An 18,402-nucleotide genomic window follows, 5' to 3' on the forward strand; every position below is an offset into this window, starting at 1 on the left:
GTTCCTTTGCGTTTTATAGCCAACTTTTGCCAGCTTGAATAAGAAAATATTGCGCCATTGCGACTAAGATAAGTGCGGTTGCTGTAGTGATTTGATTTAGCCAAGCTCCAGATCTTGGTAATGTATGCAAAAAGCGTGTGCTTAGCCCTGCTAGCAGTAATAAGGTGCTCATACCGAGCGCAAAACTAAACAGCAGTGCGCCTCCTAATAGAGGTTGCTGGGCATTAGCAACGAAGAGCAATAAGCCACCTAGTATTGGAGATGTACAAGGAGCCGCAACAAGAGCGCTGGCCATGCCCATTAGAAGAGGTGCTGGTGAGCTTGTTGAAATAGCATTTGGCAAGCGTGGCAGAGAGATTAAGCCTTTTGATACCGCAGCAAAGTAGAGTAATAGATTGGCAAAAATAAGCAGCACCCAAGGGTTTGTTGCTACCTGGCCAAAGAAGCTACCGGTTAATGCTGCAATAAATCCAAGTGCGGCGTACACCGCTGCAAAGCCTAGTGCATACCAGATTGGAGCAAGGCGAATATGGCGTTGTTGGCTAAGGGTTGCAACTGTTATGGGAAGTATGGGATATACGCAGGGCGTAAAGCTGGTGAGTACACCTACTAAGAGTGCAATAGGCACTAACCACCAATCAGTTTCGGCACTGGAGAGTGCCTGTAGTAATGTAGATTCAAGCATCGTCTTCTCTTTGCATTTTTTAACTGCAAAAGAGCATGACGGGTAGCACAAGTTTGACCTATCAAATCGTTATAAAATCGCTATCAAATTTTATCAAGTATTTGATTTTATATTTTAATTGTTATGAGTTTAAAAGAAAAAGTGCTTTTGCTTGATGTGTTCATAAGATAAGGTAAGTTACCTAGTTTAGGTAAATTTATACGTTAAAGGGAGATATTATGAATAGACTAACACTAGCGGTTGTATCTGCAGCATTTGCGGTATCTGGTTCTGCACTAAGCGGTGAGAATGTAAAACCAGACTACGACCCTACAAAGTATTGTTATTATGCTGATCAGGCATATTCTAAGGGAGCGGTAGAAAAGCAAAATAACAAATGGAAAGTCTGTGTTGACGGCGGTCCAAATGGTGAGCTCCAGTGGATTGATCAGTAACGACAACTTTATATGATACGCAAATAAAAAACGCCAGCTGTGAAGCTGGCGTTTTTTATTCAAGGTGTACGAGCGTTAACCGCGTACTTTCATGCCTTTTTTCTCCATGCCACGGTAGATGATAAGCATCTGAGCGATAGAGATAAGGTTTGAAACCAACCAGTAAAGTACCAGACCTGATGGGAACCAAATAAAGAAGATTGAGAACACGACTGGCATGTAAGTCATCATCTTTTGTTGCATTGGGTCTGTAACTGTCATTGGCTGTAGTTTTTGGGTTAGGAACATACTTGCGCCAAATAGCACTGGTAGTACGTAGTACGGGTCCATTGATGATAGATCCGTTAGCCACAACATAAACTCAGCATGACGTAGTTCCGTTGATTCAAGGAATACGTAGAACAAGGCTAGGAAGATTGGCATTTGTAGTAGTAGTGGGAAACAGCCACCCATTGGGTTCACTTTTTCCTTACGGTACATTTCCATCATCGCTTGGCCGAACTTCTGGCGGTCATCACCATAACGCTCTTTTAGTGCCTGCATCTTAGGCTGTAGCATGCGCATTTTAGCCATTGAGGTGTATTGCGCTTTAGTAAGTGGGTATAGCGCCGTTTTCACAATCAAAGTGATAGCAATAATCGCCAGACCCCAGTTACCTAAAATACCGTAAAGGAACTTAAGCAGAGTCAGTAACGGTTGTGAAATAAACCATAACCAGCCGTAGTCTACAGTGAGATCTAGGTCTTCTTGAATTGCTTCAAGCGCTTCTGTGTCTTTTGGACCCATGTAGTACACCGCATGGATGGTTGCCGTGCTGTTTGCTTGAACATTAGTTGGCTCGCTCTTCATACCAACAATACCATTACCATTTCTAAGCGCGGTATAAATCGTATTATTGGTTTGCTGATCTGGCACCCATGCACTGACGAAGTAGTGCTGTAGGAAAGCAACATAGCCGCCTTGGGTATTTTTATTCAGGTTCGCATCCGCCATATCAGAGAAGCTGTATTTCTCATAAGGTTCTTCAGCGGTACCATAGGCTGCACCTAAGTAGGTCTGATCAACCATGCTGCCTTTATCTTGGCGTGTACGTTTGATTTGTGTGTACAGTTGTACTTGAACAGGTGATGAGGTGGTGTTGTTAACTTGGTATTCTAAGTCAACGTCATATTTACCTGCTTTAAATACGTAAGTTTTTGTGTACTGTACGCCTTTCTCATCAGTAAAAGTCAGTGGTACACGTAATGTATCGCCATTAAGCTCATATTGCTGTTGTGCAGACTCATAGACTGGGCGACCAGCCTTGTTCGCGTCAGGGCCGTTTAAACCAATTAAACCACTCTGTGAAACATACTGTTTGCCTTCAAATTCACCAAGTAACATGAAAGGCGTGTCGCTGCCATGGGTTTCTGCGTGTTGTAGTAAATTAGCTTCAATGATGTCACCGCCTTTAGTATCAATTTTTACCGAAAGTACATCGGTAGTGATACTAATGACAGAACGCGTTGCCTGAGTTGCTACAACTGGGACATCGGATTGGCTTGATGCTGGTACATCAGCTTGCTCTTCTGTTGGGGTTGAGTTCGCCACTTGTTGTGTGACGGCACTGGTATCAGCTTGCGGTTGGTTTTGTTCTTGTGTCCACTCTTGGAACAGTAGGAACGAAACCAGCAACAAACCGATAAATAAAAACGTGCGTTGCGATTCCATAACAGCTCTTATTTCTCGTGTTGTTTAACTTTAGTCGACTTCACAGGTACAGGATCATCTCCACCTGCGCTCAAAGGGTGACATTTTAATATGCGTTTAACCGCTAACCAACTCCCTTTTGCAATTCCATGTAAATTAATTGCTTGAATTGCATAACTAGAACAGGTCGGGTTAAAGCGACAATGAGGCCCGAGTAGGGGGCTAATCCATTGTTGATAACCGCGGATCAGCAATATAAGCAGGCGCTTGGGAAGCGAACAAACTGCTTTGAACTGATCTCTGATCTTGCTACGCCCTGAAGTTGAATTCATGGCTTTGTAGATACCTATTTCCTCAATTTACTGCTTAAACCCAAGTAGGCAAAAACAGACTATTTTTCCATTGATATAGCTGATTAAAAGGTGAGCTAACCTTACCTTAATTGGCGTAAAATTACTATGCTAGCAAGGGTAAATGCGCCGTAAAAAGGAAAGGCTAAAGCAGATTATTGCTTTTTCGCGTTAGCTTGAGGATTTTTTGAACGCTTGTGTTGAGGCTTTGGCTTAAAAGGTGGTTTAGGTGCACCAGGCTTACAACGTTCATTTATTTTGCGCCACATCTTAGTGAGCTGTTTAGTTAGCTCTTCATTAGATTGCTCGTCAACACCGGTTTTGACCATCAACACAATATCGATGTTATCAAGTTTATGACGATTTAATCGAAAGCTTTCTCTGGCAAGTCGTTTGATACGGTTTCGTTGACATGCTTTTTTGCAGCGTTTTTTTGCTACAGTTAAACCGAGCCTTGGATGACCAACATCATTTGGTTTTGCAAGTAGAGTAAAATAAGGCGTAGCAGCGCGAGCTGGCTCTTGAAATATGCGGGAGTAATGCGAGGGAGTTAACAGACGTAACTCCCTGCTAAAGCTAAAGTCTTCCACTAAATATTAAGCAGAAAGTACTTTACGGCCTTTAGCACGACGACGTGCTAATACTTTACGACCGTTCTTAGTCGCCATGCGAGCACGGAAACCGTGAGTGCGCTTGCGCTTAAGTACGCTAGGTTGAAAAGTTCTTTTCATAACAATTCCATCCGATCGGTTAAAAGTTAAAACATCCTATGCAGGTCGCGATCCTGGCACAGGTGCCATTGCGAGCGCGAGATATTAAAGCTGAGCGCGTCTAAAGTCAATCAAAATCTGTTCTCTGTGGCTAAATAATCCACAGTAGGATTTCTTTATCCTTATATATAGACAAAACTTGGCAAAGCTATCGAGCAAACATAGACGATCTACATAAAGTAGGATCAATACGAAATCGATCTGCATAGATCTGATCCGATGGGCGGCATTATAGCATTTAGTAAGAATAGGAAAAGCTCTGGAAAACTAAATTTGATCTTAATTTTGGGGTGAGATCGGGAGAGTTTTTTGCTATGATCTTACTTGTGGGTAAAAAATAAAAACCTTTAAATTTCATGTGTTTATTTTTTTGCTAGGGTGAGATCTTGCTTTTTCTAAATGTCAATATTGAACTTGTGGATAAGATCACTTCATAATACCCCGCTTCCACCAGTGATTTTGTAATAAAAACTAAGTATTTCCGGCGATCCTTTCATTTAGATCTGATTTTTTAGATCTGAATGCTCTATTTTTTATTCCCGGGAATCAAAACCTATTGGAGTTCAGAGTGTATCTGTCGGTTTGGCAAAGTTGTTTATATGTTTTGCAAGATGAATTGCCATCTCAGCAATTTAGCATGTGGGTAAGACCACTACAGGCAGAAAGTACTGATGATACGCTAACTATCTATGCGCCGAATCGTTTTGTATTGGATTGGGTACGAGAAAAGTATCTCCACCGCATCAATGAACTGCTGATTGAAATCTGTGGTGATGAAGCACCAGAGTTGCACTTTGATGTAGGCAGCAAACCTGTGTTAGCTGCACAACCAAGTGTATCTAACGAAAAAGCCACAAGTGTAGGTCATGCGACCGATAACACCTCGATGTTGCAGGGCACTCAGCCAAAGATGGTAGAAAAAGTTGAGCCCGCTCCTAAATCTTCGCACAAGGCTAATATTAAAGAGAATTACACCTTTGATAACTTTGTAGAAGGTAAATCTAACCAACTGGCAAAAGCCGCTGCAACGCAAGTTGCAGATAACCCAGGTTCTGCATTCAATCCCGTATTTATCTATGGTGGAACTGGTTTAGGTAAGACACACTTATTACATGCCGTGGGCAATGGTATTCTTGAACAAAAACCGGATGCAAAAATTGTTTATATGCATTCAGAGCGTTTTGTTCAGGACATGGTTAAAGCACTACAGAATAATGCCATTGAAGAATTCAAGCGTTACTACCGCAGCGTTGATGCATTGATGATTGATGATATTCAATTCTTTGCAAACAAAGAGCGTTCGCAAGAAGAGTTCTTCCATACTTTTAATGCGCTGCTTGAAGGCAACCAACAAATTATTCTAACTTCTGACCGTTACCCTAAAGAAATAGAAGGGGTTGAGGACCGACTGAAGTCGCGTTTTGGTTGGGGGTTAACTATTGCTATTGAGCCACCAGAATTAGAGACTCGCGTTGCTATCTTAATGAAGAAAGCGCAACAAAGTAATATTAACTTGCCACACGAAGTTGCCTTTTTTATTGCTAAGAAATTACGCTCTAATGTGCGAGAGTTAGAAGGTGCGTTAAACCGCGTGATAGCTAATGCCAACTTCACTGGTCGTCCAATTTCTATCGATTTTGTTAAAGAAGCGCTACGCGATTTATTAGCGCTACAAGACAAACTCGTTACCATCGATAATATCCAGCGCACCGTGGCGGAATATTATCGAATTCGTGTTTCTGACTTATTGTCAAAACGTCGTAGCCGTTCAGTTGCAAGACCAAGACAAGTTGCCATGGCATTGTCTAAAGAACTGACAAACCATAGCTTACCAGAAATAGGTGATGCATTTGGTGGCCGCGACCATACCACCGTGTTACACGCGTGTAGAAAAGTAAAAGCACTTCGTGATGAAAGTCATGAGGTAAAAGAAGATTATCAAAACTTAATTAGAACGCTGTCTTCTTAAGGGTTAAATGATGCAAATAACGATTCCAAGAGAACTATTTTTAAAGCCACTGGTACAGGTGTCGGGTGCCATTGAGCGCAAACATACACTGCCTATTTTGTCTAATGTATTGCTAGAAGTGAAAAATGGCGCGTTACATATGACAGGTACAGATTTAGAGATAGAGCTTGTTGCATCTGTTGCCCTTGAAACCAATGTGACAGACGCCAAGATCACTTTACCGGCGAAAAAGCTCCTAGATATTTGTAAGAGCTTGCCTGATAACTCGGATTTAGTGCTGAGTAGCCAAGAGCATCAATTGCTACTGACTAGCGGTCAAAGTCGCTTTTCATTGACAACCTTAGCCGCTGAAGACTTCCCTAATCTTGAAGAGTGGGACGGTGAGGTTGAGTTTGCCATAACGCGTTTAGAGCTTAGAAAATTGCTAGAAGCAACGCATTTCTCTATGGCTAACCAAGACGTACGTTACTATTTAAATGGTATGTCGTTCGAGGTAGATAATAATGAAATTAAAACGGTAGCCACTGACGGTCACCGTTTGGCAATTGCGCAGCAAAAATTACCTGAGTCATTGCAAACACAACGTCAATTGATCATTCCTCGTAAGGGCGTGCAAGAGATCATGCGCTTACTGCCTGCGGATGATGAAACTATCACCATTCAATTTGGCGCTAATCATGTGCGTATCATCGACAGCGAATTTACTTTCACGAGTAAGCTGGTGGATGGGCGATTCCCTGATTATCGTCGCGTATTACCTCGAGGCGGGGACAAGTTGGTTACCGCAAATCGCGACTGGCTACGTAGTGCATTTCAGCGTGTATCTATTCTTTCTAACGAGAAGTTTCGTGGCGTACGATTGAATCTGAGTAATGGACAATTAAAAATTAGTGCCAATAACCCAGAGCAGGAGCAAGCTGAAGAAATTGTTGAGGTAGGTTACCAAGGTGATGATCTTGAAGTTGGTTTTAACGTTTCTTACTTATTAGACGTGTTAAATACAATAAAGTCTGAAGATGTACAATTTACGCTTTCTGATGCGAACAGCAGTGCGCTTATTGAAGCCGCTGGTGACGAACATGCAATGTATGTAGTTATGCCGATGCGTTTATAGAGTTATGAGTTTAACTCACCTTAGCCTCAATGCGTTTCGAAACATTGAGGCGATGGCGCTTTCACCTAGCAATGCGGTTAATGTCATTCTCGGTGAAAATGGTAGCGGTAAAACCAGTCTGCTCGAAGCCATTTACTTTCTCTCCAGTGGTAAATCTTTCCGTACCAATCTGCAAAAATTAATGATCAAGCATGAGGCTTCTCATTGCGTTGTTCATGCAAAAAAACAACTACATAACTTGTCTATACCGCTTGGCATTAGTAAATATACCAGTGGTGAAACTAAGCTTCGAATTCAAGGGCAGGCAAGCCGGAAAGTGGCAGAATTAGCGCAGGTTCTACCTGTTCAAGTTATTACGCCTGAAAGCTATGAGCTGTTTTTTGGTGGTCCAAAAGAGCGTCGTAAGTTTCTTGATTTAGGTGTGTTCCACGTGGAACATCAGTTTTATTCCACATGGAAAATGTTTAATCAGGTGCTCAAGCAACGTAACGCTTTATTGAAATCTAAACCGAGAGATCTCCAATCCCAGCTAAGTTATTGGGATAAAGAGTTTGTGCGCCTTGCTGAGCAAATAAATATGTTTAGAGAGGCTTATATAGGTAGGTTTCAGACGCATTTTTTTGATAAGATAGGGGATATAAGCCCTATATTTAAAGGCCTTGAAATTCGCTTTCAAGCGGGCTGGAAGGGGGAACTAGCTGAGGTATTAACAAATCAGTTAGAGCGAGATGTAAAACTTGGCTATACAAGTAAAGGGCCGCATAAGGCTGACTTTAACTTTTATACTCAAGGAAACAGCGTAGAACATATTTTTTCTCGTGGTCAACTCAAGTTATTACTGTATGCACTTAAAGTAATGCAAAACAGTTTGATTGACCAAGAGAGTAATAAGCAGTCAATACTGCTTATTGATGATTTACCTTCGGAGCTTAGTGAAGATACTAAGGTGGCTGTATCGCGTCTGTTGGCGCAATGTCAGTCACAGCTGTTTATCACTGCTATTACTCCAGAAAGTATTGCCGCCGTTATTGAACCAATGGAACGTGAAATTAAAATGTTCCACGTGGAACATGGCAGCTTAATAACAAAATAATTGGAAGAAACCATGTCGGAAAATTACGATTCGTCGAGTATTAAAGTACTTAAAGGATTGGATGCTGTAAGAAAGCGTCCGGGAATGTATATCGGTGACACAGACGATGGTACTGGTTTACATCACATGGTGTTTGAGGTCGTTGATAACTCAATCGACGAAGCACTAGCAGGATATTGTGACGATATTTTCGTAACAATTCATACCGATGGCTCTGTATCTGTTCGAGATAATGGTCGTGGTATCCCAACTTCAATTCATGAAGAAGAAGGGGTTTCTGCGGCAGAAGTTATCATGACTGTACTACATGCCGGTGGTAAATTTGATGATAACTCATATAAAGTATCTGGCGGTTTGCACGGTGTAGGTGTTTCTGTTGTAAATGCACTTTCTGAAAAACTACAATTAACAATCCGCCGTGATGGCAAAGTGCATCAGCAAAAATACACTATGGGTGTTCCAGATGCGCCGTTAGGTGTTATCGGTGAAGCGGAATCTACTGGTACAGAATTGAGATTCTGGCCAAGTGCTGAAACGTTCTCAGATACAAATTTCCACTACGATATTCTAGCTAAGCGCCTACGTGAATTATCTTTCCTTAACTCTGGTGTGAGCATCATTTTGAATGATGAGCGCGAAGAGAATAAACAAGATCACTTCAAATACGAAGGCGGTATTCAAGCATTCGTTGCGTATCTAAATCGTAAGAAGACACCAGTTCATCAAAGTGTTTTCCATTTTTCGACTGAGCGTGATGATGGTATTAGCGTAGAAGTCTCTATGCAATGGAATGATGGTTTCCAAGAAAACATCTACTGTTTTACCAATAACATTCCTCAACGCGATGGTGGCACTCACTTAGCGGGTTTCCGTGCAGCACTTACGCGTACGCTTAACACCTACATGGAAAAAGAAGGCTTTAATAAAAAGTATAAAACCAGTGCTACGGGTGACGATGCCCGTGAAGGTTTGACCGCTGTTGTTAGTGTTAAAGTTCCTGATCCTAAATTCTCTTCACAGACAAAAGATAAGCTCGTTTCTAGTGAAGTGAAAGGGGCTGTTGAGCAAATGATGGCTGAAAAGCTAACTGAATTCTTGCTAGAAAACCCAGGCGATGCAAAAACCGTTGTAAACAAAATCGTTGATGCTGCGCGCGCACGTGAAGCTGCACGTAAGGCTCGTGAAATGACTCGTCGTAAGGGCGTTATGGATTTAGCTGGTCTACCGGGTAAACTCGCTGACTGCCAAGAACGAGATCCTGCACTTTCTGAACTATATATAGTGGAGGGTGACTCGGCGGGTGGTTCTGCTAAGCAAGGTCGTAATCGTAAGAACCAAGCAATCCTGCCGCTCAAAGGTAAAATCCTGAACGTAGAAAAAGCACGCTTTGATAAGATGCTTTCTTCTCAGGAAGTGGCAACACTAATTACTGCATTAGGCTGTGGTATTGGCCGTGATGAATATAACCCTGAAAAGCTAAGATATCACCGCATCATCATCATGACCGATGCGGACGTGGATGGTTCACACATCCGTACACTGCTACTGACTTTCTTCTATCGTCAAATGCCAGAGATCATCGAACGCGGTTACGTCTATATTGCTCAGCCTCCACTATATAAAGTGAAGAAGGGTAAGCAAGAGCGTTATATTAAAGATGATAATGCGCTAACTTCATATTTAACGACATTAGCGCTAAACGAAGCATCACTATATCCGTCGGAAGGTGCAGAGCCAATTACTGGTAACAGACTAGAAAACCTAGTACATGATTATCAGAATACGATAGATATCATTGAGCGTTTAAAGCGTAAGTATCCGTCTTCAATCATGAACCGTTTGCTTTATCACCCAGAGCTAACCGAGTCAGACTTATCTGATGAAGCAAAAGTAACGGCGTGGACTGAAAACTTGGTTGCTGATCTTGTGAAGAAAGACGAAGACGCTACTATCTTCAACGCAGAAGTCGCATTTGATGAAGAGCGCCACATGTATTATCCGGTGATCAATATTCGTCAGCACGGTGTTGATAAAGCGCATACTTTGAACTTCGACTTTATTACATCTAAAGATTATGTCCGCATTGCGAACACGGGTCGTCAGATTGGTAGTTTGATCAGCGAAGGCGGTTATGTACAGCGTGGTGAGAAGACTCAAGCAATCGAATATTTTGAGGCTGGTCTTGAATGGCTTATCTCAGAGTCTAAGCGTGGCTTGTATACACAACGCTATAAAGGATTGGGTGAGATGAACCCTGACCAACTTTGGGAAACAACGATGGATCCAGGTGCTCGCCGTATGCTACGTGTGACCATTGAAGATGCCATTGCTGCAGACCAATTGTTTGCAACCTTGATGGGTGACCAAGTTGAACCTCGTCGAGAGTTTATCGAAACAAATGCACTGAGAGTTGTTAACTTAGACGTGTAAACTCAAACATTGTGGGATCTCATAATTCGTGAGAGTTACTAAGAAGCCATCCTAATTAGGATGGCTTTTTTATGCCTGAAATTTGGATGCGTACTACCACACAAGAAAAGAATACCAATGTATGAATTCATAAATTTTAAGTATAAATATATTTGAAATTTCTATAGAGATTAATTCAAAAACTGGCCAATAACCTCAGGTCAGAGGCTATATCGAGGGGAAGAGATGAAAGTCGTGGAGCTTTGACAAATACATTCATTTGCGCCTTAAATGGAGGGGACGAATAACGAATGATAAAAAATAAGCGTAAAGGAATAAAGTATATGATCTCAAGTTATCGTGACCCATACGGGAATATCAACGCTCTGTTCAAAGTAGCAACGGCAAGGGCTGGAGATGTCTATATGACGCTTCGCGATTGCTCAGGGGATGGTGAGGAACATTCCATCGTTTTCATCGACTCTGATAAATTCATTGAGTTATGGAGGAACGAACCATACAGCTTAGAGCATGCGCTATCACACGGTAATGAAACTATTTGGCGTAATGACTATAAGTTTAATCGAGCGCAACAGGGGTTTAGCATTGGAAGCAAAAACCCTGTACCAGTTGCCAATGTCGTTTGTTATCAAACTAAAAGTCATCATATTACTTATGAGCGCAAGATGCTTATGTTTAAGAAAATTAAAGAAGTGAAAGAAATAACATTTCCTTATATGGCTATCGATGACGGTGTGACGAGAACGATTTGGCTACTTGCAAATGGAGCGAGCAGAATTCCAATTCAGGTTCCTACCTCTTGCATTCAATGGTTAAGTCAATATGAGAAGGATGGAGCCTTGAGCCATATGAAATTGTCGGAAATCTATGAGTCGATAGTGGGTCCTGTTCCAAAGAGCTTCCCAAGAGTTTAGCTATTTGTATAAATCTAAGTTGAACAGGAGTTTTTACATTGGAAGTATTTAAGCGTGTGTTAAAAACATATAACAAAATTTGCTACAACAATTGTTGGCGACTTATTAGAGCATATATCTATTTTTTATTATCTATACTTACAGTCTTTAGCGCATATAGTGGTTGGTGTTACTACGGTGATGATCCCGCAGCTTGGTTCGGGCGAAGCGGTGCAATAGTTACGTTATGGGCCGCGATGGGGGAGTCACTACTTGCTGCATTTGGAATCGGTTCAATTATTCAAGGGATAAGTGAAAGAAATACAGCCGCGTTTAGAAGAAGAAATGATGCTCTAATTAGGTTAGGCCAACTCTTTGGTGGTGTATTAATAGTGTTGGGTACCTTGATCTGGGCTTATGGAGACTTGTTATACATAAGCTTGAGTGTTCATACATAAATTTTACCAATGGTGAAATATTTTTAGGAGAGAGAAATGAGCAAAGTATTTATCATTTTATTTTGTGCACTTGTGGGCTCTGCTCATGGAGCTGAAATACAGCTATTTAAACAATATGACTATGGAATGGTCTATGCGGACTTTTTGAGCGATAGTACTTACTATGATTGCAGTGAAGATAGTGGTGAAACATTATTATGCAAAGATGGTATAAGCTTTTTATCAAATGATTTTACTGCTGTGCTCGCTTTTCAGGAAAAGCAATTATGGTCAGTTCCGCTAGTTTCAGAATTCTCTAATTTGCTCTACCAACAAGCCTTCGTTGCATTAGTAAAGAAATTTCAACTGGCAGTTTTGCTGAGCAATAGTGTGCAGCTAGATTTGATAGAGCTTAAAAAGACTTTGGCTAATGAGGCAGAGCTCACTGCAAAAATCAATGCCTTCGAATCAGTTGCATTAAATCAAGGCCAGCTTACATATGCCTTTATTGACCTGAATAACACTGATCATAATCACGCAAAAAATATTGTTGAGCTTATTCATTTACTCCCGGATGACGCTCGAGAGATCGACCTAGTTGTTACTAGTGACGAATATCAGGCTTGGCTAACGTTAAAGTTCTCATTGCCAGCTCAACTAATCAGAAAATCTGAGCAACTTATCCAACAAAAAACAGAAGATTTTTAGACTCATAAATGTAGGTGTTGTGGTGTCCTCATGTAGATTAAGAGTGATCGCTTAGTTGTTAGAATTCATCCATTAGATGAAAGTAACATGAAGAACCTTGATAACAACATGGAAGATTAATGAGGAATATCTTTGTTGAGTTGAAAATACTCAAAAAATCCAACTAAAAATGGGAAACTACTTCCATGACATCAGGTTAATAAGCTAGTTTAAAGAACCCCAATATATCTGTTACACATGTACTAAGTGCATTGTTCTCCATTTCTATTAGTAGTAAAGTGAAAAAAACAAGGGATTATTATCATGACCGCAGTGGCTAGTTTAAATGACTTCAAATTGTTAAATATCAAATGTAAAAAGTACTTTGACCTTTACGCAAAGGGTGCGAATTTTACTAATTACCCTGAAAAAGATAAGTTAAAAGAGCGGTTTGGTTTTTACCTTTTCATGCTGGAGAGCTTATGCGATGAAAAAGACCTTGATCGCATCAGCGATATTATTACTGACACTGAATACAATGCTCACCTAACTAATGAACGTTACAATGATCAAGGTATAGATGCTCTTTACATTAATGATGATACTAAAGAGATAATGCTGTTCAACTTTAAGTTCAGAGAAACGTTTAAACCTGGTCAAATGCAAAGCTCAAATGATGCGTTTGTATCGACTAAATTAGTTAACTGTATCTTAAATGGAAATTCAGATGGGTTGGAAGGAAAGCTCAAGTATCTAGTTGATCAGGCTATAGAGAGATTAAACTCCAACGATGTATGGAAAACGTCGCTTTACATGATGAGTAATGAGCCTGTTCCAATCAACGTAGATGAAACCTCGATCCAGCAATTAAAAGACTTTTATGATATGGAAGTTCTCTCGGTCTGTTTGCCTCAAATAAAAGCTATGATGTCTATTAGGCCCACGCCAGTTGCGGCAGAACTAATAATTGATACAGATGCCTTGATGTCATATTCAGAAAACACTATCTCGACATCTAAGTCGTATATTATAAGGCTCAATGCTGCTGACATTATTCGTATCACTTGTAAAACTCCTGAGTTGCGTAATAACTATAATTGTGAACATATAGAAGTTTTGGCAAAAGAGCGTATTGACTATGGTGTTTTGTTCGACAATGTTCGCGGATTTGTCCAAAAGTCTAAATACAACGAGGCGATAGCTAAATCGCTAAAAGAAGAACCTAGTAAGTTTTTCATGTACAACAATGGCATGACGATAGTTGCGAAGGATATAAAGGCTGAGCCAGTAAACGGGAACAAAAAGATCAGAATATCCATAAATGATTTCCAGGTACTCAATGGTGGCCAAACACTAAGAACCTTGCATAACTTCAATGCTCAGGATGAGGATAATATCACTGATTACTTATCCAAAAGTGAAGTTTTGGTACGCGTATTTAACGCATCGAACAGTGATGCTGTTAATAAGATTGCTGAATATACTAATAGTCAAAACTCCATCTCAAATGTAGATCTAAAATCTTTAAGTACTTTGCAGATACAGTTAGAGCAATTGTTAGATGAGCACGATATTATTTATTCGCGAAAGAATGGTGATACGGGAATGGATGATCAAAAAGATTACCGTTATAAAATTAGCATGGAACAGTTTGGTCAGATCCTGTTTGCTATCCAAGGTAACCCTGAAAAATCTTCAAATCAAAAACAACATATTTTTGGAAAATACTACGATGATATTTTTTCCGAGAGAAACTTCAATATTTCGGAATCTCCAACAATTATAGAAAGTTACTTTGAAATCAAGAAATCGTATGATTCAGCGACTGACACTTTACAAAAAATAGAGCAAAAAGTATTTTACATCTTGTATATGCGTAATGCTCGACCCGATCTTACTAATCAGCAATGTATAGATGAGCTTGAGCGTATACTTACACTCTTTAAACCTTCAGAAACTACCCTGACGGACGCGCGTAAAATGATTCAAGTACGCTTTAAAGAGTTTCTGAAAGAACAACTTCAATTTAGCTATTAAGCTCTCTTCAAATGTGAGACTTTTCGCGGAAACTACAAAGGATTATGAGAAACTCCCTCTTGAAGATTTTCTCACAATCCTTGCTAATACCTTAATCCACATGGGTGTTATTGTCACTAATTGTGAGATCTCACAAACATCTAGTAAAAAGGAGGGATTTTCCCTCCTTTTTTTATGCTTTAAAGCTTAAAACCCTCCTGCGCTCGCGGTATACTGAGCATAATTTTCAATCATTGAATCTAGCGTGAGCGCCAAATTACTGTAGGCGTTTACATACGATAAGTACCAGATAAAAATAAGCCAACTATGCAAAAATACGATATCAAAACCTTCCAAGGTTTGATCCTGGCTTTACAGGATTACTGGGCGCAGCAAGGCTGTGTTGTAGCTCAACCTTTAGATATGGAAGTTGGTGCGGGTACATTCCACCCGATGACCTTCCTTAAGTCCATTGGTCCTGAGCCAATGTCGAGCGCATACGTACAGCCTTGTCGCCGCCCGACGGATGGTCGCTATGGTGAAAACCCTAACCGTCTTCAGCATTACTACCAATTCCAAGTTGTATTGAAGCCATCGCCTGAAAATATTCAGGAGCTCTACCTAGGCTCTTTAGAAGCGTTGGGCATTGATACATTAACGCATGAAGTGCGCTTTGTTGAAGACAACTGGGAGTCACCAACGCTAGGTGCTTGGGGATTAGGTTGGGAAGTATGGTTGAATGGCATGGAAGTGACTCAGTTTACTTACTTCCAGCAAGTTGGCGGTATTGAATGCTCACCGGTAACGGGTGAAATTACTTATGGTTTAGAGCGCCTTGCGATGTATATACAGGGTGTAGATAGCATTTATGATCTCGTTTGGACTGATGGTCCAATGGGGCGCGTAACTTACGGTGACGTGTTCATGCAAAACGAGATCGAACAGTCGACATATAACTTTGAATATGCGGATGTAGAGGCATTATTTAAGCAGTTTGACCAGTGTGAAAAAGAAAGCGAAAAGCTAATCGAAGCAGGGCTTCCTTTACCAGCTTATGAGCAGGTAATGAAGGCATCTCATGCATTTAACCTGTTAGACGCACGTCATGCTATCTCAGTAACTGAGCGTCAGCGCTATATATTAAGAGTTCGTGCTTTATCAAAAGCCTGTGCACAGGCTTACTATGACGCACGTGAAGCACTTGGCTTCCCGCTTTGTAAGGATAAATAATGTCGACTGAAAACTTACTCGTAGAAATTGGTACCGAAGAGCTACCACCAAAGGCGTTACGCAACCTTGCTGAGTCATTCGCAGAAAATACTAGGCAAGAGCTTGAAGCATTAGAGCTTAGCCATGAAGGCGTGAGCTGGTATGCATCACCTCGTCGCTTAGGTATTCAAGTTAAAGCATTACAAACGCAACAGGCCGACAAAGTGGTTGAAAAGCGCGGTCCAGCTATTCAGGCTGCATTTGACGCCGATGGTAACGCGACTAAAGCGGCGCTAGGTTGGGCTCGTGGTTGTGGTATTGATATTAATGATGCTGAGCGTTTAGAAACTGATAAAGGCACTTGGCTGCTACACAAAGCGAAAGTAGAGGGGCAACAGACCTTAGCGTTACTAAGCGATGTGATCAACAAAGCACTGGCTAAGTTACCTATTCCAAAGCCGATGCGCTGGGGTGCGAACAAGACGCAATTTATCCGTCCTGTGCATACTGTGGCTGCACTACTGGGTAGTCAACAAGTTGAAGGTGAAGTGCTAGGTAAAGCCATCAGCAATGAGTTGCAAGGACATCGCTTCCATCACCCTGAGCGTGTTCGTGTTGAACATGCTGATGATAGTCATGCAGTGCTAAAAGGTGCATACGTTATTGCGGATTACGAAGCACGTAAAGCGTTAATTCGTGGCCAAATTGAAGCTGAAGCTGAAAAGCTCGGCGCGCAAGTAGCGATGGATGAAGATCTTCTTGAAGAGGTTACATCACTAGTCGAGTGGCCAGTAACTTTAGTTGCTTCTTTTGAAGAAGCTTTCTTGCAAGTGCCTGATGAAGCACTTATCTACACCATGAAAGACGACCAAAAATACTTTCCACTGTTAGATAAGCAAGGCAACTTGATCAACAAGTTCTTGTTTGTTTCTAACATTGAAAGTAAAGATCCGAGCGTGGTGATCTCGGGTAACGAGAAAGTGGTTCGCCCACGTCTGGCAGATGCTCAGTTCTTCTTTGAAACGGATAAGAAGAAAACGCTGGAAAGTCGTCTTGAGTCACTTGATTCAGTGTTATTTCAGAAGCAGCTTGGCACACTAAAAGACAAGTCAGAGCGTATCTCGGCACTCGCTGGTTTTATTGCGGAGCAGCTTGGTGCTGATAAGGCACTAGCAGAGCGTGCGGGTTTACTAAGTAAAACCGATTTAATGACTGAAATGGTCATGGAATTTACTGACGTTCAGGGCGTGATGGGTATGCATTACGCGCGCATTGATGGCGAAGCGGAAGAAGTCGCGCTAGCACAAAATGAGCAATATATGCCGCGTTTTGCTGGTGATAATCTACCGTCTAACCCAATCAGTTTTGCTGTGGCGCTTGCGGATAAGTTTGATACTTTGGTTGGCATTTTTGGTATCGGCCAAACACCAAAAGGCGATAAAGACCCGTTTGCACTGCGTCGTGCTGCCATTGGCGCATTGCGTATTATGGTAGAAAAAGAACTACCATTAGACATTCAGGATATCGTTGCCAAAGCAATGACGTTATTCGGTGATAAGCTAAGCAATGCAAATGTTGCCGATGAAGTGGTTGAGTTTATGTTAGGTCGTTTCCGTGCCTGGTACCAAGATGAAGGTATCAGCGTGGATGTGATCCAAGCAGTACTTGCAAGACGTCCAACGAGCCCAGTTGATTTTGATCGCCGAGTAAAAGCGGTTAGTCACTTTAGAACGTTGGCGGAAGCTGAAGCGTTAGCTGCTGCCAATAAGCGTGTAAACAACATTTTAGCGAAGAATAACGTCGCGTCAGAAGCTGCGGTGGAGAGCTCACTCCTTCAAGAGAAAGCTGAACAAACATTGGCTGCACAAGTTGCTGCGTTAACTGCTGAGCTTGCACCTGTTTACGCTGAAGGTGATTATCAAACTGCACTGACGCGTTTAGCAAGTTTACGTGAAGCAGTAGATAACTTCTTTGATAATGTTATGGTAATGGCGGACGATGAAGCGGTTAAGGCCAATCGTTTAGCACTACTTGGTCAATTAAGTAAGTTATTCCTTAATACTGCAGATATTTCAGTGTTACAAAATTAATTGCTGATACAAAAGCCAGCAACTGCTGGCTTTTTGCTGATTGGTAAAAGCAAGTAAAAGGCAGTCTAGCTATGATTAAAAAACAAGGGGCAATGGCGATTGCGCTATTAGCACTTACCGCTTGTAGTAGTAACTTTCAATTGCCAACGACTTCAACTTCAGCGGTTGTTGCCGGTGAGTTGGATAAGACAATGTATCTACGCGGTGACTTCACTCTGTGGGATGCCGAACCTCAGTATCGCCTAGAAGAAACACAACCGGGGATCTACGCAACAAAAGCAAGATTCATGAGCCCGGGTAAAGTGTATGAATTTAAAATTGCTGATGAGCAGTGGAGTGAAGGCTACAACTGTGGCTATAAGAGTGAAGGGCAGTTAACGCTAGGACAACCGCTGGTCGCGGATTGTAACACGGTGTATAACTACTTTAGCTTCAAGCCAAGTAAAAAAGGCTGGTACGAAATCCGCTTAGATTATCGTAATCCTCGTTCACCAAAGGTGGTGATTGTAAAATCTTAAAAAAGCGGCATCTGCCGC

General features: G+C 41.4%; 16 protein-coding genes. 11 read left to right on the plus strand and 5 right to left on the minus strand.

Going from position 1 to position 18,402, the window contains the following annotated elements; translation table 11 throughout:
• Positions 1 to 13: 13 nt before the first annotated feature.
• A complete protein-coding gene (locus NO992_RS16865; protein WP_010376855.1) occupies positions 14 to 685 on the minus strand; it encodes a cytochrome c biogenesis protein CcdA in 672 nt (223 codons plus the stop codon).
• A 218-nt stretch (positions 686 to 903) separates the two neighbouring features.
• Between NO992_RS16865 and NO992_RS16870 the strand changes: the two genes are divergently transcribed.
• Positions 904 to 1,119 (plus strand): DUF1496 domain-containing protein, encoded by a 216-nt coding sequence (locus NO992_RS16870; RefSeq protein WP_010376854.1) that lies wholly within the window; start codon positions 904 to 906, stop codon positions 1,117 to 1,119.
• Positions 1,120 to 1,194: 75 nt separating this feature from the next.
• On the opposite strand, the gene yidC is transcribed toward NO992_RS16870, so the two are convergent.
• The 4 genes from yidC to rpmH all read right to left on the minus strand — a co-directional run bounded on the left by yidC (position 1,195) and on the right by rpmH (position 3,889).
• Positions 1,195 to 2,829: a membrane protein insertase YidC gene (gene yidC, locus NO992_RS16875; RefSeq protein WP_010376852.1), complete on the minus strand. Its 1,635-nt coding sequence runs from the start codon at positions 2,827 to 2,829 to the stop codon at positions 1,195 to 1,197.
• An 8-nt stretch (positions 2,830 to 2,837) separates the two neighbouring features.
• Complete coding sequence (gene yidD, locus NO992_RS16880; protein ID WP_253106311.1) at positions 2,838 to 3,140, minus strand: membrane protein insertion efficiency factor YidD; 303 nt, start codon at positions 3,138 to 3,140, stop codon at positions 2,838 to 2,840.
• A gap of 173 nt (positions 3,141 to 3,313) precedes the next feature.
• Positions 3,314 to 3,748 (minus strand): ribonuclease P protein component, encoded by a 435-nt coding sequence (rnpA, locus tag NO992_RS16885; RefSeq protein WP_010376847.1) that lies wholly within the window; start codon positions 3,746 to 3,748, stop codon positions 3,314 to 3,316.
• Between the two features lie 6 nt (positions 3,749 to 3,754).
• Positions 3,755 to 3,889 carry a 50S ribosomal protein L34 gene (rpmH, locus tag NO992_RS16890; RefSeq protein WP_010376846.1) on the minus strand — a complete coding sequence of 45 codons (135 nt, stop codon included), beginning with the start codon at positions 3,887 to 3,889 and terminating at the stop codon, positions 3,755 to 3,757.
• Between the two features lie 607 nt (positions 3,890 to 4,496).
• On the opposite strand from rpmH, the gene dnaA reads away from it, so the two are divergent.
• From dnaA to NO992_RS16940, 10 genes are all read left to right on the plus strand, one after another.
• Entirely contained in the window at positions 4,497 to 5,897 is a 1,401-nt protein-coding gene (dnaA, locus tag NO992_RS16895) for a chromosomal replication initiator protein DnaA (protein WP_019647537.1), read from the plus strand.
• Between the two features lie 10 nt (positions 5,898 to 5,907).
• On the plus strand, positions 5,908 to 7,011 hold the full coding sequence (gene dnaN / locus NO992_RS16900) for a DNA polymerase III subunit beta (RefSeq protein ID WP_371379204.1): 1,104 nt from the start codon (positions 5,908 to 5,910) through the stop codon (positions 7,009 to 7,011).
• 4 nt (positions 7,012 to 7,015) lie between these two features.
• Entirely contained in the window at positions 7,016 to 8,104 is a 1,089-nt protein-coding gene (gene recF / locus NO992_RS16905) for a DNA replication/repair protein RecF (protein WP_010604162.1), read from the plus strand.
• A 12-nt stretch (positions 8,105 to 8,116) separates the two neighbouring features.
• Positions 8,117 to 10,534 (plus strand): DNA topoisomerase (ATP-hydrolyzing) subunit B, encoded by a 2,418-nt coding sequence (gene gyrB, locus NO992_RS16910; RefSeq protein ID WP_010376837.1) that lies wholly within the window; start codon positions 8,117 to 8,119, stop codon positions 10,532 to 10,534.
• Between the two features lie 290 nt (positions 10,535 to 10,824).
• Positions 10,825 to 11,448 (plus strand): hypothetical protein, encoded by a 624-nt coding sequence (locus tag NO992_RS16915; RefSeq protein ID WP_371379152.1) that lies wholly within the window; start codon positions 10,825 to 10,827, stop codon positions 11,446 to 11,448.
• Positions 11,449 to 11,921: 473 nt separating this feature from the next.
• A complete protein-coding gene (locus NO992_RS16920) occupies positions 11,922 to 12,572 on the plus strand; it encodes a hypothetical protein (protein ID WP_371379155.1) in 651 nt (216 codons plus the stop codon).
• A gap of 303 nt (positions 12,573 to 12,875) precedes the next feature.
• Complete coding sequence (locus NO992_RS16925) at positions 12,876 to 14,588, plus strand: AIPR family protein (RefSeq protein WP_371379159.1); 1,713 nt, start codon at positions 12,876 to 12,878, stop codon at positions 14,586 to 14,588.
• Between the two features lie 306 nt (positions 14,589 to 14,894).
• Positions 14,895 to 15,797 (plus strand): glycine--tRNA ligase subunit alpha, encoded by a 903-nt coding sequence (gene glyQ, locus NO992_RS16930; RefSeq protein WP_010376835.1) that lies wholly within the window; start codon positions 14,895 to 14,897, stop codon positions 15,795 to 15,797.
• Positions 15,797 to 17,866 (plus strand): glycine--tRNA ligase subunit beta, encoded by a 2,070-nt coding sequence (glyS, locus tag NO992_RS16935; protein ID WP_371379163.1) that lies wholly within the window; start codon positions 15,797 to 15,799, stop codon positions 17,864 to 17,866. The genes glyQ and glyS overlap by 1 nt, the downstream gene beginning before the upstream one ends.
• A 71-nt stretch (positions 17,867 to 17,937) precedes the next feature.
• A complete protein-coding gene (locus tag NO992_RS16940) occupies positions 17,938 to 18,384 on the plus strand; it encodes a hypothetical protein (protein ID WP_371379166.1) in 447 nt (148 codons plus the stop codon).
• Positions 18,385 to 18,402: the final 18 nt, after the last annotated feature.

This window comes from Pseudoalteromonas sp. DY56-GL79, from assembly GCF_041414765.1.
In the GTDB taxonomy this organism is placed as follows: Bacteria; Pseudomonadota; Gammaproteobacteria; order Enterobacterales; family Alteromonadaceae; genus Pseudoalteromonas; species Pseudoalteromonas piscicida.